The 22,341-nt window shown below is 46.7% G+C and carries 24 protein-coding genes, 7 tRNA genes, 1 pseudogene and 1 other annotated feature; all 32 genes and pseudogenes read right to left on the bottom strand.

Features of this window, described 5'->3' with window-relative positions; genetic code table 11:
- Window positions 1-2: 2 nt before the first annotated feature.
- Complete coding sequence (locus tag H9Q77_RS00995; RefSeq protein WP_249326338.1) at window positions 3-587, bottom strand: nucleoside recognition protein; 585 nt, start codon at window positions 585-587, stop codon at window positions 3-5.
- Window positions 588-784: 197 nt separating this feature from the next.
- Window positions 785-1,039 (bottom strand): spore coat protein, encoded by a 255-nt coding sequence (locus H9Q77_RS00990; protein WP_022152866.1) that lies wholly within the window; start codon window positions 1,037-1,039, stop codon window positions 785-787.
- Between the two features lie 12 nt (window positions 1,040-1,051).
- Window positions 1,052-1,237: a hypothetical protein gene (locus H9Q77_RS00985; protein ID WP_022152867.1), complete on the bottom strand. Its 186-nt coding sequence runs from the start codon at window positions 1,235-1,237 to the stop codon at window positions 1,052-1,054.
- A 69-nt stretch (window positions 1,238-1,306) separates the two neighbouring features.
- Window positions 1,307-1,999 (bottom strand): LrgB family protein, encoded by a 693-nt coding sequence (locus H9Q77_RS00980; RefSeq protein WP_022152868.1) that lies wholly within the window; start codon window positions 1,997-1,999, stop codon window positions 1,307-1,309.
- Window positions 2,000-2,413 (bottom strand): CidA/LrgA family protein, encoded by a 414-nt coding sequence (locus tag H9Q77_RS00975; protein ID WP_118693558.1) that lies wholly within the window; start codon window positions 2,411-2,413, stop codon window positions 2,000-2,002. It abuts the gene before it with no gap.
- 221 nt (window positions 2,414-2,634) lie between these two features.
- Entirely contained in the window at window positions 2,635-2,808 is a 174-nt protein-coding gene (locus H9Q77_RS00970; protein WP_249326337.1) for a DUF6472 family protein, read from the bottom strand.
- 99 nt (window positions 2,809-2,907) lie between these two features.
- Window positions 2,908-3,753, bottom strand: coding sequence for a 16S rRNA (cytidine(1402)-2'-O)-methyltransferase (rsmI, locus tag H9Q77_RS00965; RefSeq protein ID WP_249326336.1), 846 nt, complete (start codon window positions 3,751-3,753; stop codon window positions 2,908-2,910).
- 35 nt (window positions 3,754-3,788) lie between these two features.
- Complete coding sequence (locus H9Q77_RS00960; RefSeq protein ID WP_022152872.1) at window positions 3,789-4,526, bottom strand: tRNA1(Val) (adenine(37)-N6)-methyltransferase; 738 nt, start codon at window positions 4,524-4,526, stop codon at window positions 3,789-3,791.
- Window positions 4,527-4,965: 439 nt separating this feature from the next.
- Window positions 4,966-5,871 (bottom strand): annotated as a pseudogene (locus H9Q77_RS16605) (PSP1 domain-containing protein); the annotation flags it as partial.
- A 147-nt stretch (window positions 5,872-6,018) separates the two neighbouring features.
- A complete protein-coding gene (locus tag H9Q77_RS00950; protein ID WP_249326335.1) occupies window positions 6,019-7,008 on the bottom strand; it encodes a dipeptidase in 990 nt (329 codons plus the stop codon).
- A gap of 344 nt (window positions 7,009-7,352) precedes the next feature.
- The gene (gene pheT / locus H9Q77_RS00945; RefSeq protein WP_249326334.1) at window positions 7,353-9,773 is read right to left on the bottom strand and encodes a phenylalanine--tRNA ligase subunit beta; all 2,421 of its coding nucleotides are present in this window, start codon (window positions 9,771-9,773) and stop codon (window positions 7,353-7,355) included.
- Window positions 9,774-9,863: 90 nt separating this feature from the next.
- Window positions 9,864-10,907 carry a phenylalanine--tRNA ligase subunit alpha gene (locus H9Q77_RS00940; RefSeq protein ID WP_022152876.1) on the bottom strand — a complete coding sequence of 348 codons (1,044 nt, stop codon included), beginning with the start codon at window positions 10,905-10,907 and terminating at the stop codon, window positions 9,864-9,866.
- 168 nt (window positions 10,908-11,075) lie between these two features.
- Window positions 11,076-11,332: a binding site (T-box leader), on the bottom strand.
- Window positions 11,333-11,379: 47 nt separating this feature from the next.
- Window positions 11,380-11,712 carry a HepT-like ribonuclease domain-containing protein gene (locus H9Q77_RS00935; protein WP_118551874.1) on the bottom strand — a complete coding sequence of 111 codons (333 nt, stop codon included), beginning with the start codon at window positions 11,710-11,712 and terminating at the stop codon, window positions 11,380-11,382.
- Window positions 11,705-12,178 (bottom strand): nucleotidyltransferase domain-containing protein, encoded by a 474-nt coding sequence (locus H9Q77_RS00930; RefSeq protein WP_118546740.1) that lies wholly within the window; start codon window positions 12,176-12,178, stop codon window positions 11,705-11,707. Before H9Q77_RS00930 ends, H9Q77_RS00935 begins: the two co-directional genes overlap by 8 nt.
- Before the next feature lie 37 nt (window positions 12,179-12,215).
- Window positions 12,216-12,476 carry a hypothetical protein gene (locus H9Q77_RS00925; protein WP_249326333.1) on the bottom strand — a complete coding sequence of 87 codons (261 nt, stop codon included), beginning with the start codon at window positions 12,474-12,476 and terminating at the stop codon, window positions 12,216-12,218.
- 113 nt (window positions 12,477-12,589) lie between these two features.
- The gene (locus H9Q77_RS00920) at window positions 12,590-12,787 is read right to left on the bottom strand and encodes a hypothetical protein (protein WP_147365346.1); all 198 of its coding nucleotides are present in this window, start codon (window positions 12,785-12,787) and stop codon (window positions 12,590-12,592) included.
- Between the two features lie 88 nt (window positions 12,788-12,875).
- Window positions 12,876-13,868, bottom strand: coding sequence for a DNA polymerase III subunit (locus H9Q77_RS00915; protein WP_176864791.1), 993 nt, complete (start codon window positions 13,866-13,868; stop codon window positions 12,876-12,878).
- Window positions 13,869-13,972: 104 nt separating this feature from the next.
- Window positions 13,973-14,413 carry a YaaR family protein gene (locus H9Q77_RS00910; protein ID WP_117466062.1) on the bottom strand — a complete coding sequence of 147 codons (441 nt, stop codon included), beginning with the start codon at window positions 14,411-14,413 and terminating at the stop codon, window positions 13,973-13,975.
- Window positions 14,414-14,465: 52 nt separating this feature from the next.
- Entirely contained in the window at window positions 14,466-15,065 is a 600-nt protein-coding gene (locus H9Q77_RS00905; RefSeq protein WP_249326332.1) for a nucleoside/nucleotide kinase family protein, read from the bottom strand.
- A 73-nt stretch (window positions 15,066-15,138) separates the two neighbouring features.
- Window positions 15,139-16,560: a pyruvate kinase gene (gene pyk / locus H9Q77_RS00900; RefSeq protein ID WP_118546745.1), complete on the bottom strand. Its 1,422-nt coding sequence runs from the start codon at window positions 16,558-16,560 to the stop codon at window positions 15,139-15,141.
- Window positions 16,561-16,588: 28 nt separating this feature from the next.
- On the bottom strand, window positions 16,589-18,022 hold the full coding sequence (locus H9Q77_RS00895; RefSeq protein WP_249326331.1) for an aminotransferase class I/II-fold pyridoxal phosphate-dependent enzyme: 1,434 nt from the start codon (window positions 18,020-18,022) through the stop codon (window positions 16,589-16,591).
- Window positions 18,023-18,056: 34 nt separating this feature from the next.
- Window positions 18,057-18,623 carry an HD domain-containing protein gene (locus H9Q77_RS00890; protein WP_176864797.1) on the bottom strand — a complete coding sequence of 189 codons (567 nt, stop codon included), beginning with the start codon at window positions 18,621-18,623 and terminating at the stop codon, window positions 18,057-18,059.
- 41 nt (window positions 18,624-18,664) lie between these two features.
- On the bottom strand, window positions 18,665-20,200 hold the full coding sequence (locus tag H9Q77_RS00885) for a L,D-transpeptidase family protein (protein ID WP_249326330.1): 1,536 nt from the start codon (window positions 20,198-20,200) through the stop codon (window positions 18,665-18,667).
- Window positions 20,201-20,307: 107 nt separating this feature from the next.
- Window positions 20,308-20,628 carry a branched-chain amino acid transporter permease gene (locus H9Q77_RS00880; RefSeq protein ID WP_249326329.1) on the bottom strand — a complete coding sequence of 107 codons (321 nt, stop codon included), beginning with the start codon at window positions 20,626-20,628 and terminating at the stop codon, window positions 20,308-20,310.
- Window positions 20,604-21,302, bottom strand: coding sequence for an AzlC family ABC transporter permease (locus H9Q77_RS00875; RefSeq protein ID WP_249326328.1), 699 nt, complete (start codon window positions 21,300-21,302; stop codon window positions 20,604-20,606). Before H9Q77_RS00875 ends, H9Q77_RS00880 begins: the two co-directional genes overlap by 25 nt.
- 151 nt (window positions 21,303-21,453) lie before the next feature.
- Window positions 21,454-21,526 (bottom strand) — tRNA-Lys (locus H9Q77_RS00870).
- 25 nt (window positions 21,527-21,551) lie between these two features.
- Window positions 21,552-21,624 (bottom strand) — tRNA-Phe (locus tag H9Q77_RS00865).
- A 32-nt stretch (window positions 21,625-21,656) separates the two neighbouring features.
- Window positions 21,657-21,730 (bottom strand) — tRNA-Met (locus tag H9Q77_RS00860).
- 57 nt (window positions 21,731-21,787) lie between these two features.
- Window positions 21,788-21,869 (bottom strand) — tRNA-Tyr (locus tag H9Q77_RS00855).
- 21 nt (window positions 21,870-21,890) lie between these two features.
- Window positions 21,891-21,963, bottom strand: a tRNA-Thr gene (locus H9Q77_RS00850).
- A gap of 123 nt (window positions 21,964-22,086) precedes the next feature.
- Window positions 22,087-22,159 (bottom strand) — tRNA-Val (locus H9Q77_RS00845).
- Between the two features lie 23 nt (window positions 22,160-22,182).
- A tRNA-Asp gene (locus H9Q77_RS00840) sits at window positions 22,183-22,256 on the bottom strand.
- Window positions 22,257-22,341 lie beyond the last annotated feature (85 nt).

Genomic DNA, 22,341 nt, shown 5'->3' with positions numbered 1-22,341 from the left:
CCTTACCTATCCTTCCATTTACAATAAATCACGGAAATGATGGTGCTGAAAAGTGTAGCCACCAGTGCCGGAGCAATGATCACCGCGGGGTTGGCACTGCCGTATCGGCTGCGATAGGCGATCATGTTGACCGGGATCAGTTGTAAGGACGAAATATTCAGGATCAAAAAGGTACACATTTCGTTGCTGGCAACTGACACATTCGTTCCGTGCCGTCCGCTCTCCAGTTCCGCCAGCTGCTCCATGGCTTTCAGTCCCGCCGGTGTACACGCCCATCCCAACCCCAGCACGTTGGCGATCAGATTCGTAGCTATGTATTCCCCCGCCGGATGATCTTCCGGAAGTCTTGGAAACATAAATTTCAGAAAAGGCCGGATCCCTTTTGTCATCTTCGTGATCATGCCGGATTCCTGCGCGATCTCCATCAGTCCCATCCACAGTGCCATGACCCCTGCCATGGTGATGCAGAGGCTCACCGCCTCTCCGGCACTGTCAAGCGCCCCTTCTGTCAATGCACTCATCTGTCCGGTACAGACTCCGTAGATCACACCTAACAGGATCATTCCTGCCCAGATATAATTAAGCATCTTCTCCAAACCGCCTGCTGTTCCTTCGTTTCACTATATGCGGATGCCGGGATGTCCTATGAAAATGCAAATCGTGCCTTCGGTCATGTCCTACCAGGCCTGCATTTCCATCCGGAATTTCTTCCCGGCATACAAATATAAGCCTTCCGGTAATATATTTTCCGAAAGGCTTATCTGGTTCATTCTCTCAAATTCTTTTACAGAGTTCCCTGTGTGAACAGGCTTCTCACATGTGCCACTTCTTCCGCAGTGGCTTTCTCTGCCGGCACATAATAAGATTTCTCTCTGGCGATCTGATACAGCTCCTCCTGGGACTGCTCACAGGCGGTACGGAACTGCTTCAGTGTCTGTTTCAATTCCTTGTTTTCTGACTGAGCGATCATTCCCGCATAGCGGGTCAGTTCTCCGTTGATCCCGGCCAAAGTATCTGCTACCATTGTCTTTTCCTGCATTCTGCTGCCTCCTTACTGCAAAAACTTCATAAGCTGTTGTTTGTTCTCCATAGCGCTGCGGGCACCCTTTTCAAAAAACTGTTTTACCTTCGGGTCCTCCGCTTCCTTGGCGTACTCCTGCATTTTGCAGCGGGTCGTGTCAAAGCCGCCGATCAGATGGCGCAGATTCTGCAGATCTAATTCTGAAATATCACTCATGCTGTTAACCTCCTTTTGATTCCTTCTGTTCTATGCGAGGTTAGTATGCGCAGGATATTTTTTTCTATACTAAATAAAATTAGCAAAAATAGATACGGAAATAACAGTCAAAATACCGCAGACCACGATGGACAGGCTGCTCATGGCGCCTTCGATCTCGCCCAGTTCCATGGCTTTCGCGGTTCCCAGGGCATGAGCGCTGGTGCCGATGGCAAGACCTTTGGCAATGGGATCCTCAATCTTGCACAGGTGGCAGATCGTATCTGCCAGGATATTACCTAAGATTCCGGTGACAATGATGACAACTACGGTAATGGTCACAATACCGCCCATTTTTTCGGAAATCCCCATACCGATAGCTGTGGTAATGGACTTGGGCAGAAGCGTTACATACTGCTCATGATTCAGACCGAACATCAGACTTAAAGCAAAAACGCTCACCATGGCAGTCAGAACGCCGGCGATGATTCCGCCGAAAATGGCCTTGGGATAAGTCTTTAACAGCTCCAGCTGACGATACAGAGGCACTGCCAGACTGACCGTTGCCGGAGTCAGGAAAATGCTGATATACTGCGCGCCGTTTGCATAGGTCTCATAATCTATATGGAACAATAACAATACTGCCACGATCAGGATTACGGAGATCAGTAAGGGATTGGCAATGGCTTTTCCGGTCTTCTGTTTGATCCACAGACCGATCTCGTAGGTGACCAGTGTAATGGCAATGCCAAAAAAGATAGACTGGCTCAATATTTCATTCATTTATCTGTCCTCCTTATCATCTGCGGCAGCTTCGGTTCCGACCGTCTGCATGGCTGCGGCACCTTTGTTGTTCTGCCCCCGGATAATATGCTGGGATACCCGGCCTGTCACGATCATGATCAGTACCGTGGATACCACCGTGATCACACAGATGGGAAGCAGCATCTCTTTTAAAGCATTCACACTTGCCATGATTCCCACGGTAGCGGGCACGAACATAATGGACATGGCGTCTACAAGAAAATCCGCCGCGGTCTCCACCTTTTCCAGCGGGATCAGCTTCGTGATCAGCCCCACCAACATGATCACCAGACCATAGACGCTTGCTGCGATGGGAAGCGGGATCAGGATCTCCAGAAGCTCTGCCAGAAAGGAGATTCCCAGGATAATCGAAAATTGTTTCACATATTTCATGATATTGTCACCCTACCTGTTAACTTTAGTATTTCATTTCTTTTGTTATATAGCAACACGATATGATGCCGGGGCATCATTATATTGCACACAAACAAAAGAAGCTGCGCACTGTTTTTCAGCACGCAACTTCGTATTATACTACTTGATTTTTACTTTCACAATCAGCATTCTCTACCATTTGAGTAGACTTTTTTATCTTGCTTTCGTGAATTTTACCCTTACATTTGGTGTCTTACCACTGCATATTCGTCATCCAGTCGGAAGTAGGGACACTCCTGCTGGGTTCCGGATAAAAAGCGGTACATTTCATCCTCATCCAGATTCACCATGCAGCAATAGCATTCATAATCTTCGTCATATTCATAATTGACACACACGTCACAATTAGTCATTTTGCCTCTCTCTGCATATGCCTTTCACGGATTATCCTACATTATCCTCATATGCTTTTGTCTGTTTTGGTTCGGTTTCATTATGGTATTTTCGCTGTTTCATGAGTTGCCGTGCAGATGCTGATAGATTTCCCGTTTTCCGACACCTCTGTCTTTTGCCACCTGCTTCATGGCGGATTTATTATCCATACCCTGCTCTTCGTAATAAGCCATATGTTCTTCAATGCTCATGGATTCCCAGGATGCGATCTCTTCCTGTCGTTTCTCTTCCGGGCTTTTTCCTTCCACTACCAGGACATATTCTCCGCGGGGCTCCTCTGTCTTGTAGTAGTCCAACGCCTTTTCCAAAGTGGTGGGAAATACGGTCTCGAACTTCTTGGTCAGTTCTCTGCACAACGTGATCCGCCGCTCCCCCAGTGCCGCATACAGTTCCTCCAGTGTCCGGATCAGATGATGGGGTGCTTCGTAGAGGATCATGGTACGGCTCTCGGTCTTCAGTTCCTCCAGGATCGCTTTCTTTTCTTTTTTATCCGCAGGCAGAAATCCTTCAAAGCAAAATCTTCTTGTACTGAGTCCCGACAAAGTCAGTGCTGTAATACAGGCTGCCGGACCTGGCAGGGAAGTGACGGGAACATTCTGCTCCTGGCACATCCGCACCAGTACTTCACCGGGATCGGAGATCGCCGGGGTACCGGCATCAGTGATCAGCGCAATGTTCTGTCCGTTTAACAGCTGTCCTACCAGCTGGTGTGCCTTCTCTACTTTATTGTACTCATGGTAGCTGGTCATGGGCGTGTGGATGTCGAAATGATTCAACAGCTTGATACTGTTACGGGTGTCCTCCGCTGCGATCACATCCACCGTCTGCAGGGTCTCCACCACCCGCGGTGTCATATCCCCCAGATTGCCAATGGGCGTTGCACACAAATATAAAGTTCCGGGCATGAGCTCCTGCCTCCTCTCCAAATCACTTTCCCTTTTTAATATCCATATATATCATATATTTCCGGCATATATACTCCCGGTGACTGATACACGATCAGCGGCTTCTCAACGGTCATGCGGGATCTGCCGCCTCGCACCGCCTCGATGAGCACCATATTGGGCTCCTTGTCGATGTAGGGATACACCAGCTGCATCCGCTTCGGCTCCAGCTTGTATTTTACCAGCATGGTCATGATCTCCGCCAGTCGAAAAGGGCGATGCACCATGTAAAAATGTCCGCCGGGCTTTAATAGTTTTGCTGTCCTGCTGACCACATCCTCCAGCGTGCAGAGCACTTCATGTCTGGCGATCGCTTTTGGTTCCTCCGGGTTCGTCAATCCATGCTGCCCGATCATGTACGGAGGATTACAGGTAATACAGTCAAAAGAAGCAGCCTGGAATATCCGGTCTGCTTCCTTGATGTCTCCTGTCACGATGTCAATGCGGTCCTGCAGATCGTTCAACGCCACACTGCGTCTCGCCATATCTGCGCTCTCCTCCTGGATCTCCAGGCCGGTGAGATGGGAGCAGTGGTATTTTGCTTCCATCAGAAGCGGGATGATCCCGGTGCCTGTCCCCAGATCCAGTAAAATATCTTTCTCTCTGGCATTGGCAAATCCTGTCAGAAGCACTGCATCCATGCCGAAACAAAATTTCTCCGGATTCTGTATGATCTGATAACCGTTCCGCTGAAGGTCATCAATTCGTTCTTTATCCTTCAGTTCAACCTTCATTCGTGTTCTCCGGTTTTCTTCCGTTACCGTTATTACCGTTGTTGCCGTCTCTTCTGCCACCGTGTCTCGGTCTTCTGCGGAAGGAATTGTCTCTTGGTGCCTGTCCCTGGCTGCCGGACTGCTCTGCACCCTGAGCATCGCTGTTCTCTCTTACCTGCTCCGGACGGTTCTGCGGACGATTCTCACGGCGTCTGTCGCCGCGGTTGTTATCCCTGCGGGTGTCACGGTTATTGTCTCTGCGGTTGTCACCACGATTCTCGTTGTTCCGATTTTCTCCACGGTTATCATTACGATTCTGATTCTCACCACGGTTATTATTTCTGCGGTTGTCGTCTCTGCGTCCGTCGCGTCTGCGGTTATCCCCGCGATTCTCGCTGTCGGCTCTCTGTTCTCTGCGGTCCTGACGCTCCGGGCGCTGCTCCGCACGTTTTTCTGCGCGTTCTTCCGCTTCTTCCTTCTCCTCGATCTCCTCTAACTTCTCAAGTTCCTTCTGCTCTTCCTTAGACAGTTCCTGACCGCCCTTTTTGCCGCGGCGTCTCTTGAACTGTAAAGTGTCTGCCTCGTACTCCTTCAGTTCCTTCTCGTCACCGACTTCTACCAGTACCTTGACCAGCTGACGCAGTACGTTGACGTTCTGTACCTCGCCGTGCAGTCCGTCTGCCGTCTGGACATAGTCACCCACACCGGGAAGCTTACGGTTCAGTTCTTCGTAAGTGTCTTCCTCATTTTTCAGGCAGCACATCAGTCTGCCGCAGACACCGGAGATCTTGGTGGGATTCAGGGACAGGTTCTGCTCCTTCGCCATCTTGATGGATACCGGCACGAAATCCGACAGATAGCTGTGGCAGCACAGAGGTCGTCCACAGATACCGATACCGCCGCGGATCTTGGTCTCATCGCGGACGCCGATCTGGCGCAGTTCGATACGGGTCTTGAACACACTTGCCAGATCCTTGACCAGTTCACGGAAGTCGATACGTCCGTCTGCTGTAAAATAGAATAATACCTTGTTGTTATCAAACGTATACTCCGCATCGATCAGCTTCATTTCCAGACCATGCTTTAATATCTTCTCTTTACAGATCTTGAAGGCTTCCTTCTCTTTTTCTTTGTTGGCAGCCTCCTGCTCGATATCTCTCTCTCCGGCGATCCGCATCACAGGCTTCAGCGGCTGGATCACCTTGTCATCCTCTACCTCATGCACTCCCGCAACGACCGTACCGAACTCTATGCCTCTGGCGGTCTCCACGATCACGTGATCGCCTCTCTTTATCTCCAGCTGCAGCGGATCGAAGAAATATACCTTGCCCGCTGTACGAAATCTCACACCGATTACTTTTGTCATATCTATCTACCTCACTGATGCCCATGGCATCTTCATATAAATTAAAATAACAGCTACCTGCGCAAAATGCGCCTGCAACTGCTATTTTATCATATCTTTTCTAAAATGACTACTCTAATATTAGCGTCTTATGATACATAAGTTTTCTTAGGACAGCACAGACCGAAATACTCTTAAAGCATTTAAGGAAAATACCCTTTCGATTTCTGAGGAAGAAAAACCCTGTCGTTCCATCTCTGCGGCAAGCTGCTGCATTTTTTCTGCGCCGGACAGTTCACACGGCTCTCCGAAGCCATCGAAGTCACTTCCCAGTGCTATTGCATCGATTCCTGCCAGGTTTTTAATATATTGCATGTGCTCCACCATTTTTTCAATCCGCCCGATCTTTCCACCATCCTCGAGAAATCCTACGAAATAGTTGATACCGATAACACCGCCCCTCTCTCCAATCATTCTGATATTAGTATCCGAAAGATTCCGCAGATGTGAGCAGAGTGCACGTGCGTTGGAATGACTTGCGATCACAGGGCCATGCGTAAGTTCAAAAATGTCCCGTATGCCGGCATCATTTAAATGGGAAACATCAATAAGAATGCCGATTCTCTCCATTTCCTCCACAAAGCTTTTCCCGGTATCCGTAAGTCCATTGACCATGTCCGGGATTCGGGGACTTCCCGGTGCGATTGCCGGATTGGGATACCCCAGTTCATTTGCAAAGTTCCATGTCAGGGTAGACATTCTGACGCCTTTGTCATATAGTGCATACAGGTTTTCCAGTTTTCCTTCATACACTCCGCCCTCTTCCACTGTCATCATAGCTGATAGCTTTCCCATCCTGGCGTTCTCTTCCATACTCTCTGCTGTTGTCACCTGTCCTATGATATCCGGATATTCCGCTATCTGTGTTTTCCAGAAATCTGCAAGCCCCAATACATGCGTAAATGGTGACTCGCCTCTTTTCTTCAATGCTCCCAAATGGGTAAAAAGGGAAAAACACTGGCAAATATATCCCCCTTCTCTCATCCGGTTCAAATCGATTCTTCCGGAATTGGAAAGAAGGGAAATCTCCTTCCCTTCCCTGAAATCCGAGTACATATTAGGTATCGTATCACAGTGTAGATCAATTACCCGGTACATCTAAGCTGCCTCCTTTTATTCAGATAGAGCTCCCTGCGCAAATTCAGTATATGCTTCATCCACAACCGTAATGACATAATCAGGCTCCGGGCTTCACGCCGGTTATGACACCTCTTTACAGTCCGAATTCCTCCAGTGCCGCATAGAATAACCTCTCATACCCTTTTGGTACTTGAGCATAAGAAAACAACCACACAGGAGCATTCTTACTCTTGTATGGTCGTTATTTCTTTTTGTCACTGCTTGAAGACGTCACTCAAAAACTGTTTTTTCTTATAATCCCTAAGTGAAGGCTTCCTTCGGAGAGATTTTTAAATATTTTATGGTTCTGAATAGTTACTATGTTAAGATCTAAGCTCTACACCCAGCTTGTTGTTCAGGTTCTTCAGGATCTTCTTCACATAGCCGTCCACTGCCTCTGTGGTGAATTCTTCCTCCTTCGGAGCAAAGGTTACGGTGAATGCCATGGACTTCTTCTCGGGACCTACCTGTAATCCCTCGTAGACATCGAAGAGTTCCACGGACTCTACGAAGCTGCTGGCTTCTGCGATTGCCTTCTCTACCTCGCCGCAGGTAACGGACTTGTTCATTACCAGTGCCAGGTCTCTGGTCTCCTTCGCGAACTTGGAGATAGGAGCAAAGGTGGGAACCTTGCCGTATACAGGACGCAGAGCTTTCAGATCGATCTCTGCGATGTATGCGGATTCACGCATATCTTCTTCCTTCTGGATCTCGTAGGTCAGCTGACCTAAGTAGCCGATCTCTTCGCCGTTGTACAGGATCTTTGCGGTACGATAAGGATGCAGGAAGGTCTTCTTGTCCTCTACATATTCGAAATCAATGAACAGCGTCTCTGCTACCGTGTCTACCAGACCTTTCAGGGTGAAGAAATTCTCTTCCTTACCCCAGATACCGATGCAGATAGTCTCTCTCTCATCGGGATACTCGGTCAGAGGCAGATCCTTAGGGATGAATTTATTGCCGATCTCATATACTCTGCCTTCCAGACAACCGTTCTTCTGGTTACGGCCGATCGCGTGGATCATCTGGGGAGCCAGAGTGGTACGCATCAGAGACAGATCCTCATTGATCGGGTTGATCAGGCGGATCGCATGTCTCTCCGGTGCATCCTCGGGCAGACCTAACAGATTAAGATCGGAAGGGGAGAAGAAGGAGTAATGTACGCCCTCAAATGCGCCCTGTGCACACAATGCTCTCTTGATCTTAAGCTCGGTCTTCTGCTTCGTATTCATACCGCCGCTGGTTACAGCTGCTGCTTTCAGGAAGGTAGGGGTAACATGATCATAACCATACATACGGATGACTTCCTCTGCGATATCGGGATAGGATTCCATATCCTCACGATATGCAGGTACCTGAATGGTCAGCTCGTCACCGTCTATCACAGGCTGGAAGTTCAGAGAGGTTAAGATTCTCTCGATGTCAGCGGTAGGTACTTCGATACCCAGTACGCCGTTCACCTTCTTGATGCTTGCCTTCATCTCGGTGGGTTCAATGGAGTTACCGGTGTTTGCCTCTACGTGAGTAGAGGATACTTTACCACAACCCAGCTCCTCGATCAGATGCAGTGCTCTCTTGCTGGCCATAACGGTAGCATACTCATCCACGCCTTTGGCATATCTCTGGGAAGAATCGGAAGACTGTCCCAGTGCTCTGGAGCTCTTACGGATATTGTCTCTTGCAAATTTTGCGGACTCGAAGATGACAGCCTCTGTGGTATCGCGGATCTCGGAATTTAAGCCACCCATGATACCTGCCAGTGCTACGGGCTTTACGCCATCGCAGATGACGAGGTTGTTTTCGTTTAATTCGAACTCTTTTTCATCCAAAGTCACAATCTTCTCTTTGTCATGGGCACGTCTTACATGAATGGCATTGCCTTCAATGTAAGAAGAGTCAAATGCGTGCATGGGCTGACCCAGCTCTTTTAAGATGTAGTTCGTGATATCTACCACGTTGGAGATAGATCCGATGCCTACCAGTGCCAGACGTCTCTTCATCCATGCGGGGGATTCGCCGATTTTTACATCAGTTACATAGTGTGCGATATATCTGGGGCACAGATCCGGAGCATCCACAGTTACGGTGAAACCGTCCTTGGTAACGCCGCTCTCGGTGTAATCCAGTGCCGGCGTCTTCACGGGTTTGTTCAGGATCGCCGCTACTTCTCTGGCAATACCGAAGATGCTCTCGCAGTCCGGTCTGTTGGCGGTAATGGCAATGTCGAAGATCCAGTCATCCAACTGTAACAGAGGCTTTACATCTGCACCGATCTCGGCATCCTCCGGCAGTACCAGCAGTCCGTTGTAGCCTGCACCGGGGTACAGATCCTCAGTCAGTCCCAGCTCGGTACCGGAACACAGCATACCGCAGGACTCATAGCCGCGCAGCTTGCCTTTTTTGATCTTCATGGTGCCTTCGATGGTCACATGATCTTTTGCGGTAGCATATACCTGTGCACCTTCCAGTGCTACGGGGTATTTGCCGCCTGCATGTACGTTGTCCGCACCACAGCAGATCTGCAGGGGCTCTGCGCCGCCTACATTTACCTTACATACATGTAAGTGGGTCTCAGGGATGGGCTCACACTCTTCTACCAGTCCGACTACCACGCCGCTGATGTCCTTACCTACTTCGTAGGATTCCTCTACCTCGAATCCGCAGGAAAATAACTTTTCCTCCAACTCCTTGGCTTCGACATCTATATCAACATATTCTTTTAACCAACTAAGTGGTACTAACATATCTTTTACCTCCTTCAATGCCGTCTTGTACGACATCCTCTCGTAATGTTCCTTGCATCGTTACTGTTTTAAAATCATATTCCTGTGATCTTAGTCATCATTGATCTGATCCAGTACACGCATATCAGATTGATATAACAGTTTGATATTGTTAATACCGTACTTTAACATTGCCAGACGCTCAATACCGATACCAAATGCCAGTCCGCTGTACTCCTCGGAGTCAATACCGCAGTTCTCCAGCACTTTCTTATTTACAATACCTGCACCCAGTACTTCGATCCAGCCGGTACCCTTGCACAGACGGCAGCCGCAGCCACCGCAGGCGAAGCAGCTGACATCGACCTCTACGGAAGGCTCGGTGAACGGGAAATAAGAAGGACGCAGTCTCGTGGTGGTACCTTCACCGAAGATCTTCTGTACCAGTACTTCCAGCATACCCTTCAGGTCACACAGAGTGATGGTCTTGTCCACTACGAGGCCTTCCATCTGGGTAAACATCGGAGAATGGGTCGCATCATCATCGGAACGGAATACTTTACCGGGGCTTAAGATCTTGATGGGAGGCTTCTGACTCTCCATCACGTGAACCTGACCTGCGGAGGTCTGGGTTCTAAGCAGGAATTCCGGAGACAGGTAGAAGGTATCCTGCATATCTCTTGCGGGATGATCCTGCGGGGTATTCAGTGCGGTAAAGTTGTAATAATCGGTCTCGATCTCGGTTCCTTCATATACGCTGAAGCCCATGGATGCGAAGATATCGATCAGCTGGTTACGCACCTGGGTTACAGGATGGAGGTTACCGGTCTTGCGGCTCTTTGCCGGCATGGAGATATCGATCTTCTCACTCTCGTAGCGCAGCTCCATTTCTTTTTCTTTTAACTTCGTGTTCAGCTCATCGAAATGCTCGCTTGCCCAGTTCTTCAGTTCGTTGACCTTCTTACCGAAGTCAGCCTTCTCTTCCTTGGGCACGGAACCCATCTGCTTCATCAGTCCGCCGATAATACCGTTCTTGTCGAGAATGGTCTTTTTGTACTCGTAGACACCCTTGGTGTTCTCGATCTTCTCCAGCTGTTCCCGGATGTCGGCTTTGATCTGTTCGACTTTTTCATTCAATTCGTTTAAATCTGCCATCTTACTCCTCATTTCTGTGTGCACTAAGCACACGTATTTTTACTTGTGCCTGGGATGTGTATTACATTGTCATATCGTAACTATTCAGAGCCTCATTCACGAAATCGCTTCGAGGCTGCTTCACCTTTGGTTCTAAATAGTTACAAAAAAACGGATACAAATTCAACCCATTGGGACGAATTCATATCCGCGGTACCACCCAAATTCCTTATGTGAAAAGTGAAAACTATTTTACATTCACAATAAGACTCTTAACCCACGTAACGAGTGAGGAAACGTCATACCCTACCAAATCTCTGATTCTTCCGGTATGCGGCTCGCGTGTGAATTTCGATTCTGTTTGAACCTCAGGAAGCTTTTCAGCCGGTGGGCTTCCCTCTCTGTCAGGAAAATAGAATCTTACTGTGCACGTTCATTGCCTTTACCTTGATATGATAATACCGAAATAGCGGAAATGTCAAGGTCTTTTAGTTTATTGTGCCATCACCATTTCCAATAGATCCGGAATATCATTTTTCAATGTTTCATAAACTACCTTCAAATCTACATTACCATAATCATGTACGATTCGATTTCTCATTCCGTACATTGCATTCCATGGAATCATCCTTCTTTTCTGTTTATATTCCTCCGTCAGTTTTCTGGAATTTTCAGATATTTGTATCATACGAAACAACATAGAATCCAATAAGATTTCATTTGCATTTAGTTCTTCTATGTCCACGTTTTTCATATGTTTGACTATAAATTCCAGATCCTGTTGGATCTTTTGAATATAATAGCTGTCATTTTTAATGTTATCCATATATCTTTATCCCATCTTTTAAAATCTCTTTGGTCAGTTCCGGATTATCCATCAGCTGTTCCATATTAAGAACATCCACTTTCTTATGCAATGCTACCCTTATCTCTTCCACTAAGCCATAAAATTTCAATCCGCTTACCCCTGTTGAAATCAGCAGATCTACATCACTCTCAGGTGTTGCCTTGCCTTTTGCATAGGACCCAAACAGATAACAGAATTCTATTTCATATCCTTCAAACACACTTTGACATTTCTGTCTAATATAATCTACATCTACTATCCCATGATTTTCGTCGATCGGATTTATTTCCGCCAACTTTTCAAAGATATAATTATATTTCAAGGTTCCTATTTTCTCTTCATCATTTTCGTACGATTTATAAGATCGCAGGGAAATCCCCATCAAATCTGCCACTTGTTGTTGTGTAAGCTTTTTTTCAATTCTCAGACTTTTTAGTTTGCTCATTTTGCACCTCTATATACAGAATAATGCAAGAATTGCACTATGTCAATATGGCAGATGCAATTCTTGCATTATAGTATACTCTTATTGGTTCATTTTCATGCATTAGCCATCCTATTTTCCCCCAGAAAATTTCATCCTCCCGCATCAGAAGAACATAGGCTGCCCCCACTGTGGGGATGCCGTCTGTAAACCCAACCCGCGCCCATCCCGCATATTCCGGTTTCCAGACATAAATATCATATCCACTCCGCCGGATTCCTCTGGAATCTGTTGCATCTCCGGGGATAAGCCAACCCACAAGTTCCGTCCTTGTCTTCTTTCATTTTCTATGATATATAACGAATCTGTGGGATATTTTTCGGAAAAGACGTCAAAAAAGGATCTGACATTTCTGTCAGATCCTTTTCACAGTTAATTTTGCCTGGTATCCCAGTTTCTTCCTTCCATACCATGTACTTCTGATCTATTCCCCGAACTGTCCGTATGATAATGGTCATGCTTATCCCAGTAACTGTTTTCCGAGGAATAATCCTCAATATGATTGGGGTAAACATCAATCTTACCATCATACTCACCGGTTTCGGGTTTTCCGTTACACTGTCGTTCCAATAAGCCATAATTTCTTCCTCCTTATCATTCGGTTATATTTTGAATTGCTTCTGTTATATATAACGAATGGGATAAGGAAATTTCTGTCTTATCCGTTCTCTTTGATCTCCAGCATCAAAAGTTCCATAGTCAGTTCAAAATTTACGTTAGCATCCAAGCGCCTCTTCGCCTTATCCAGGGCTTCGATGACTTCCTCGATTCCTTCATAGCTGCTGCGCTGGGCGACACGGCGGATGGCACTGATCTCCTCCCGGAAGACGAGATGGTTCACATCACTGGTCGCCTTGAACAGGAGCACATCCCGGTACCAGATGGCGATGAGATCCAGATAATCATTGATCTGCAGCTTATATTCCGTGATCTTTTTGATCGCTGCGGTGATCTCACTCAGATCCATATCCTGAATATATTTCAATAGCGACAACGCTTCATTCTTAATGTTATCGAAGTCCTCACTGGACGCCAGGGATTTCGCCTTGCCGATATTACCTCTGGCAAATGCCACACAGACCTCCGCTTTATAATCCGGCACCTGCAGCTGATGCATGAGATAATTACGCACCAGTTCATCGGCTACCGGCTTCATGTTCAATACCACACAACGGCTTAAAATCGTCGGCAACAGAGAATTCACGTTAGAAGTCAACAGCATGATCACTGCATACTCGGGCGGCTCCTCCAGCGTTTTCAGGATTGCATTCTGCGCCTGGGGCGTCATCTTCTCTGCCTCGTTCATAATATAGATCTTATAGGGACTGCTGTATGGCTTGATGGCGATATCATTGTTGATCTGCGCACGAATATCGTCTACGCTGATGGTATTCGGCTTCTCATGGCTGACATAGATAATATCCGGTTGATTGTCCGACAACGCCTGCTTACAGGAATGACATTCCTGACAGGGCTCCGTGCCGCCTTTTTCACACTGTAATGTCATGGCGAATACTCTGGCAATAAATTCCTTGCCGGAAGATTTTTCGCCGTTGATAATATATGCATGGGAAATCTTCTTCGCCGAAATGGCGTTCTGTAAATGCTCTTTGATCTGTTCCTGACCGATGATGTCATGAAATGTTGCCAATAGTATTCCCCCTGTCCGTATCTTATGCTATGTCTGTACACTGCTTATGATCTGCTTCTATCGTACTTCCTTCCAGCCTTTAGTGCAAATAAAATTTTACAAGATCAAGTAAAAATATCCAATAACAATCCTCTGATCTCTCCAATCTTATTCAGGATCGCCAGATTGTCTTTTTCATCCTTCATCAATTCCTGTGCCAGCTGATCCAGGTTCTCATCCACCAGCCGGATAATGCCGTATACCCGATGTCTTCCTCGCCGGTCCAGGAAATTTTCCCTGGAAAAAGAATGAGATCTTGTCACTACTTCATTGAGAAATTCCTTGACCAGTCCACGGTAATGCCGCATATCCTTCACATCCCGTTTCTTCGCCAGTTTTTCTCCCTCTGTCGTGATCTCCGCCATGAGGTTCGTCAGTCTCTCCTGCAGTTCTGCTTCTTCCACATGGCTCGCCAGCATGAACTTGAAGCTGCCATCCGTGGGCGCAGTGTTCTGTACCTGCTCCACCGGAGCCGGCTGCTGTATCTGATTGACTCTCATTTCCATACGCCCACCTCTTTTCTCCGAAATGCATTCATTGTCTGATAGTTTCCAAACATTATTTCGGCGATATACCAGCTTCTTTTAAGTATTTTGTAATAGCATTCAGACATTTCGTCAGATCTGTATTCTCGAATCTGTCCCGGATGCCTGCTGCCACCAGCTTTTCTTCCGAGAAATCTGCACTGTCCGCCAGGAATCTCCGGCACATTTCCTCGTACTTCGGTTTCTCCTGTCTGAGTTCCCTGTCCAGTGCCCGCTGTAAGCGCACGCCATCATCCAGCTCGATATAGACCGGCAGAATCGCCTCCGCACCAAAATAAGCAATCATTTTAGTATAAGCTTCCAGCGTTCCAATCATGAGATAGTTCTGTTCTGCCAGATCGATCTGTCCGTCATCCACTGTAAAATACCGCCAGATTCCGTAGACGGTGTCATACGCTCTGTCTTCAATGACTTTTCCCTGATCCTTCAATGCCTGAAAACCGGCTTCATCCGTGAAAAAATATTCCACACCGTTCTCTTCTCCTGCACGGATCGGTCGTGTCGTATAAGGCACGATGGTCCTCAGATCCATCGTGCCCTCTTTCATCAGTTCTTTAAATATGGTGTCTTTTCCGGAGGAACTTTTCCCCATGAGATATACTATTTTTCCCATACTCTCTCATTTCCGTTGTTTTATTCTCATGGCATTTGCATACCTTGTTATGATAGATTGATAACACGATCCTTTATTCCACTTCTACCACATGGATCATATCGGTCTTACCTACCACACCCAGGGGTACACCTGCGGTAATGACAACTGTGTCACCAGTCTTTACCAGACCTGCCTGCTTTGCCTTGAATACCGCTTCCTCGAACAGAGCATCCGTGGTCCGCTCCTTCTGGATCATGACAGGTTTTACACCCCACAGCAGATTTAACTGACGGTATACCTTCTCATCCAATGTACAGCCGATGATCTGGCATCCGGGCTTATAACGTGCGATCATATTCGCGGTAAATCCGGACATGGTTACGGTGATGATGGCTGCTGCATTCAGATCGGAAGCCACACTGCAGGTCGCATAGGAGATTGCCGTAGTAATATCGGGAGTTTCCTGTCTGTCTTCCTTGACTTTCTGCATTCTTCCGCGGTAGTCAATATCCTGCTCCGCTCTCTCTGCGATACGGCTCATGGTCTTAACTGCCTCTACGGGGTACAGACCGGCTGCACTCTCGCCGGACAGCATGATAGCTGTCGTTCCATCATAGATGGCATTTGCAATATCCGTTGCCTCAGCTCTGGTAGGACGGGGATTTTTGATCATGGATTCCAGCATCTGGGTCGCAGTGATTACATGCTTGCCCTGTGCCACTGCCATCTTGATCATCTTCTTCTGCAGAATAGGTACTTCTTCCAGAGGGATTTCGACACCCATGTCACCACGTGCTACCATGATACCGTCTGCCACGTTAATGATCTCTTCCAGATTCTGAATACCCTGCATGTTCTCAATCTTGGCAATGATCTTAATCTTGCTGCCTCTGTCCTCTACGATCTTGCGCACTTCCTGAATATCTTCCTTGGTTCTGACAAAGGAAGCTGCGATAAAGTCAAATCCGTGCTCTACACCAAACACAATATCTGCCAGATCCACTTCACTGATATATGGCATGGACAGAATTGCTCCGGGCACATTCACGCCCTTATGGTTGGATACAAAACCTCCGTTGATTACTCTGCAGACGATCTCTTCACCTCTGATCTCTTCTACCGTCATCTCGATCAGACCGTCATCAATGAGGATCGTTGTACCGACTTTGATATCGTTTTTCAGATTCTTATAGGAAATCGTAGCTTTCTGGGCGGTTCCCATAATTTCTTCCGTGGTCAGGATGAACTGCTGACCGGATACCAGCTCTACCTTACCGCCTTCAAAATCACGCAGACGGATCTCAGGTCCCTTGGTATCTAACAGAGTTGCTACCGGCAATCCCAGTTCCTTACGTACTTTCAATACTCTGTTGTATTTTACCAGCTGCTCCTTATGGTTTCCGTGGGAAAAGTTGAATCGTGCCACATTCATTCCGGCAAGCATTAACTCTCTTAATTTCTCCTCACTCTCACTGGCGGGACCGATGGTACAGATAATTTTGGTCTTTCTCATACAAGCTAAATCCTTTCTGCTGTTAAAATTATTTGTTTTTTACTACGGTAATGCGATACCCGGCATCTTTTGTCACTCCCTGAACATTCAGTTCTTCTTTCAGGTATTCCGCAAGCTGTCTGCAATGTGTCTCCTCGATCTGCTCTCCCGGTACCAGCACAGGAATCCCGGGTGGATACAGATTCACGAAATCTCCTGCGATTCTTCCCACTGCCTGTGACAACAGAATTTCTTCTTTTTCAGCATCCCAAGCCTGGGCAAGGGACATCCGCACTTCGGGATGCAGCTGATAGAGAGAGATTTCCTCCTCTTCTCTGCCGTCCTGCTTCTGTCTGCTCTGCCATTTTCCCGCAGTGATATCGCGATCGATTGCAAGCAGCGCATCTGTCATTCTCCGATACGCTTCTTCCCCATCTCCTATAGTAAACATCGCAAGACAATATCCCGGTGCTGCCATCTCCAGCTGCAGATGATATTTCTTTAATAGAATATCATAAATCTGCTGTCCTGACAAACCTGCCTTTGCAGATACTATGATCAGTTTTCCGATATCCTGTCTGGCATCCAGCGGTAAAAAGCTTAAATTTCTGCATTCTGACAGTTCTGTCAGCATCCTCAGATAATTTATCTGGAATTTTGCGAACAGATAGTCTCCCTGCTCCTCTACTACCTGCAGTGCATTGTCAATTCCTGCCATCAATACATAGGATGGACTGCTGGACTGGTAAATATGCAAAAATCTACGCAGGCGGTCTCTGTCGATCCGATTGCCGTTCACATGGAGCAACGCACTCTGAGTAAGTGCCGGCAAAGTCTTATGCACGCTGTGAATGACCAGATCCGCTCCGCACTGACAGCTGTTCTTCGCAAGTCCTTCTGCCAGTCCCAGATGCGCTCCGTGCGCTTCATCCACGATCAAAGGAATTCCCTTGCCATGCACGATCTGCGCAATCTTCTCTATATCCGCAATCCTGCCTTCATAGGTAGGCGACACCAGAAATACTGCATCCGGCACAGGTTCCTTCGCCAGTGCTTCCGCGATCTGTTCCGGAGTTATCGCATCATAAATATCATACTCCTGCATCATTTCCGGATACAGATAAGATATTGTTAAATTTCTCAGGTATGCTGCATGATACGCTGACTTATGCCCGCCTCTGGTCATAAGGAGCCGTCCGCCCTTCGGAACCGCTGCGCTGATAGCAGCCAACACACCGCAGGTACTGCCGTTGACCAGATAAAAACTTTCCTCCGCACCATACAGTCTGGCAGCTTCTTCCTGTAATCTTAGCAGGATCTCTTCTGGAGCATGTAGATTATCAAATCCATCAATCTCCGTGATATCTATATTCATGATCTCCTGCGGTAATTCACCACAGACCTGCCTCTTATGTCCCGGCATATGATAGGGGTATTCATCCGTTTCGCTATATGCCTTCAGTCTCCGGTACAGCTCGCCCACTTATTATTCTCCCGTCCGGGGAATCCTTCCCCGTTTATTTTTTCTGTTCTTCTCTCGTCTCCCGAAGCTTCTCGATCAACGCTCCGTGACCCTTGTGTACATGGAAAGTCTCCATGAGAGAGCACCATTTATCTGCCATAGTCACGATCCATGCCTCTCTGCACATGGGCATCGCCGAAATTGTCAAGGGCCACATATGCTTTTTTATAATGTCTCTCTCTCTGGGTGTCAGCTGATATTCCTGCTGCGCATTCTTAAGTGCTCTGCCGGGATGATAGAATCCGTGAAGCTTATGAGGGCTGACATAATCCTGCGTATGCCAGTCGTACAGGAAATAATCATGCAGTAATGCTCCGCGGATCAGCTCTTTCTTCTCACAGGGAATATGCAGTTTCTCACTAATGGCAAGACTGTATTTTGCCACGTTCATACTGTGATCATTCACGGTCATATTTCCATGCTGCACATGAGACCTGGTAGATCTGAAGTTCTTAGAACGCAGAATATCCGGGGCTGCAGCCCGGATCTCCTGTCTGAGTTCACGTTCTCTCTCAAATTTTTCTTTCCATTTTCTTATTTTCTTTGCCGAACGTTGTTTCATAGGGTCGCCTTCCTTCCAATTGTCCCCTCTTCAGTAAAGAATTAGTAATAATAGCATACTACCGGGAATCCGGTGGATACATACTCATAAATAGATGCTGCCATGTGTAAAGGCAGATTGATACAACCGTGAGAACCGGATGTCAGATAAATGGTTCCTCCGAAAGCTCTCCGCCATGTTGCATCATGCATGCCAACATTACCGTTAAACGGCATCCAGTAATTAACCGGTGTTTCATAATTTGCACCACGCAATATTGCATTTCTGGTCTTATAGGTCAGGCCGAATACTCCGGGCGGTGTCACGCAGTCAGCTTTACTCATATTGCCGGATACAAAATCTGTCTCCAGAACAATATCTCCATCCTTGAACAGATACAGATGCTGATTCGTCAGATCGATCTCAACATAAGAATTGCCGATATCATTGCTTCCTTTTTGAGCACCTTTGCTGATGTATACCGGTTCTTTATCCACAGTTTCACCGTTTTGAATGGCTTCTGTCAATGCTTTGATCTCTTCCTCACGGTCTGTCTTCCAGCCGTATGCACCGCTTGGCAGGTTCAGTTCAATGCCCTGTACTGTGGTAAATTTTCTCTTTTTTCCATAAGTATCGTACCCTTTTGCCTGCTCCGATACAAACTCGGCGATAGCTTCCTCATTTAACTGCGGATCCTTGTCATCCGTCTGGATCCATTCGTGAATAGTATCTCCGTCTACAACGACCTTATTGCCGTTCCAGTCATAGGTGATCTGCGCACTGACCCACTTATTCATGGTATCGCAGGCTTTTACCAGTGCGGTGTCCTCTGCCATTACCCTTGCGGTCTCATAACATCCCTGCTCTTCCAGATCTACCGAAGTAGCTCCCGCCATAATCGCTGCAGATACCACATCCTCTACCTGGTCCAGATCCAGTGTCGATCCCAGTGTCTCCGGAACGATCTCATAGCTCTTCGTTTTTTCGGAATACTCACTGATATATGCATCTTCCGGCTCAATCATATTTTTCTTCTGTAAAGCAGACATCTGGGCCAGCTGCTCCTGCAATTTATCTGCATCGTAGGCTACTCCCTGGACCATATCATAATTCTGTGTGCTCCACAGCATCTCGATCCACAGGAATTCATTCTGTATGTTCAAAAGCTCCTGTGCTGCTCCCTGCGTGTCCACCCAGTTCATTCCGATCTCCGGTGCTGTCACCGTTCCGATCTCTTCCTGTACGCCGTTCTCATCTCTTCCAAATATCTGCAGGCTGTACTGCTGGGACTGGCTGTCCATAATCGCTGCCACTTCGGCTGCTGTCAGATTACTGCAATCCGTATCATTTACCGATGTCTGATACAGGAAATGAGAGTGATAATAAAAAGCTCCAACTCCGTAAGCTATCAGGAGTACTACTAAGATTCCAAGTCCGATCCAGAGACCTTTCTTACTTTTTTTCGTTTTGTCGTTGGTCTCTTCTTTGGTTTCTTCTTTTGTCGTTTCTTCTTTTGTTTCTTGCTTTGTCGCTTCTTTTATTTCCTCTTTATTTTCCTTCTTTGTTTCTTCGGTTACATCCTTGTTTTCGTTTTCCATTTTATCTTACGTTTCTCCCTCATATTATTCCTATTGCGCTCATTATAGCATTTAATTTTATAAAAAAATAGTGTGAAAAGGGCGAAAAATTGCCCTTTCACACTGATTTAGAATACTACTTGCACTAATATCATGTATAGTATCGTTCCAGCAGCTATACTCAACAAAGTATTCCGCTTCCAGATATGAAGTCCCGCAACCACTGCCACAGACAGCAACTCCGGAATTCCATGATTGCCGGTAAACAGGTCAATGCCCTTCACACAGTATACAACGAGAATTACCATGATCGCCGGCGGGAGTACTTTTCCCAGGTAGGTCACGGTCGCCGGAACTTCTCTCTTCCCTCCGAACAGTACGAAGGGAATTGCCCTTATAAATAAAGTAACAATAGCTACAACTGCTATGACTCCGATGGAATGTAACATTTTTTCTTAACTCCTAATAAAATAATCGCTGCAATGGTCAGTGCCGGCAGTAAAAAAGCATCCGCGCCCAGCAGAATCAGGCATAGCACTCCGACTGCGCCTCCAATGATCGCAGGCTTATGTTCTTTCGTATCCATCCACTGATTGACTACGATGACTGTAAAAAGCGCTGTCATGGAAAAGTCAATTCCCGTGGTATTGATCGGCAGCACACTTCCTGCCACCGCTCCCACACAACTTCCCAGGAGCCAGTAACAATGATCCAACAGAGATATGTAAAAGCTGACTCGCTCTTCTCGCATCCCCTCCGGAACTTTCAGATCGCATAATAAAGAAAATGTCTCATCTGTAAGTGAGAAGATCATGTACGGGTAAGTTACACCCATTTTTTTGAATTTCTCTACAAAAGAAAGGCCGTAAAACATATGTCTGCCATTGACAAACAGTGTCATGATCAATGTATACCACAGGCTTGCTCCGGCTGTAAGTAACGTAACCAAGACAAATTGCATGCTTCCCGCATATACAAACAGGCTGATAAAAAAGGCCCACCAGAATCCATATCCGGCATCATTTAGCATTAATCCAAAGGCAAATCCCAGGAAAAGATATCCCAACATCACCGGAACGGACTGCACTATTGCATAACGTAATTCTTTTATCTTGTTTTCCATTGGTAAATCCAGTCTCTTTCGCAATTTCATTGTTCTCGACGAATTATTTTAGCATACCATGATTTGTCAAACAATAGTCTGATATAGGTTCTATTTTTGTAATAGGCATTAAAAAAGATCAATATACTTACAGTATATTGATCTTACCCAATGAGACACGGGGGATTCGAACCCCCGACAACTTGATTAAAAGTCAAGTGCTCTACCGACTGAGCTAGTATCCCATAAATTATTTTTGCATATTACAAATGCCCAGAACCGGAATCGAACCAGTGACACGAGGATTTTCAGTCCTCTGCTCTACCAACTGAGCTATCTGGGCATTTTAGATCTGAATTTACACTCAGATCTTAGTAGCGGGGACAGGATTTGAACCTATGACCTTCGGGTTATGAGCCCGACGAGCTTCCAGACTGCTCCACCCCGCGATATTATGTTGTATTATGATATGTTCTCTTCTTCGAAAATATTCCCGAAAAAGAAAATGGATGGAGGTGGATTCGAACCACCGAAGCAATTTGCAGCAGATTTACAGTCTGTCCCCTTTGGCCACTCGGGAATCCATCCATATGGAATTGTGTTCCATAAAGCCGATGATCGGACTCGAACCGATAACCTGCTGATTACAAATCAGCTGCTCTGCCAATTGAGCCACATCGGCGTATACTCAACAGCCGATGTGTAATCAGCTGCTCTGCCTACAATTGACTCGCTTCACTCCTCAATTGTCGTGAATTGAGCCACATCGGCGTACTACATAAATAAAATCCGTTTTCACGATAAATGGGGCCTATAGGGCTCGAACCTATGACCCTCTGCTTGTAAGGCAGATGCTCTCCCAGCTGAGCTAAGACCCCACAAGGATTAAATAATCCTTTAACGACCCAGATCGGACTCGAACCGACGACCTTCGCCGTGACAGGGCGACGCTCTAACCAACTGAGCCACTGGGCCATTCCTGAAAATACATTGTTTGTACCTTCAAAACCGAACACTGAAATCTAATCTCTTATATCTCTAACTTCCATCCTGCTTTCCT

Source organism: Simiaoa sunii (assembly GCF_014337175.1).
GTDB classification, from domain to species: domain Bacteria; phylum Bacillota; class Clostridia; order Lachnospirales; family Lachnospiraceae; genus Acetatifactor; species Acetatifactor intestinalis.
This window is presented reverse-complemented; position numbering and strand designations above follow the sequence as displayed.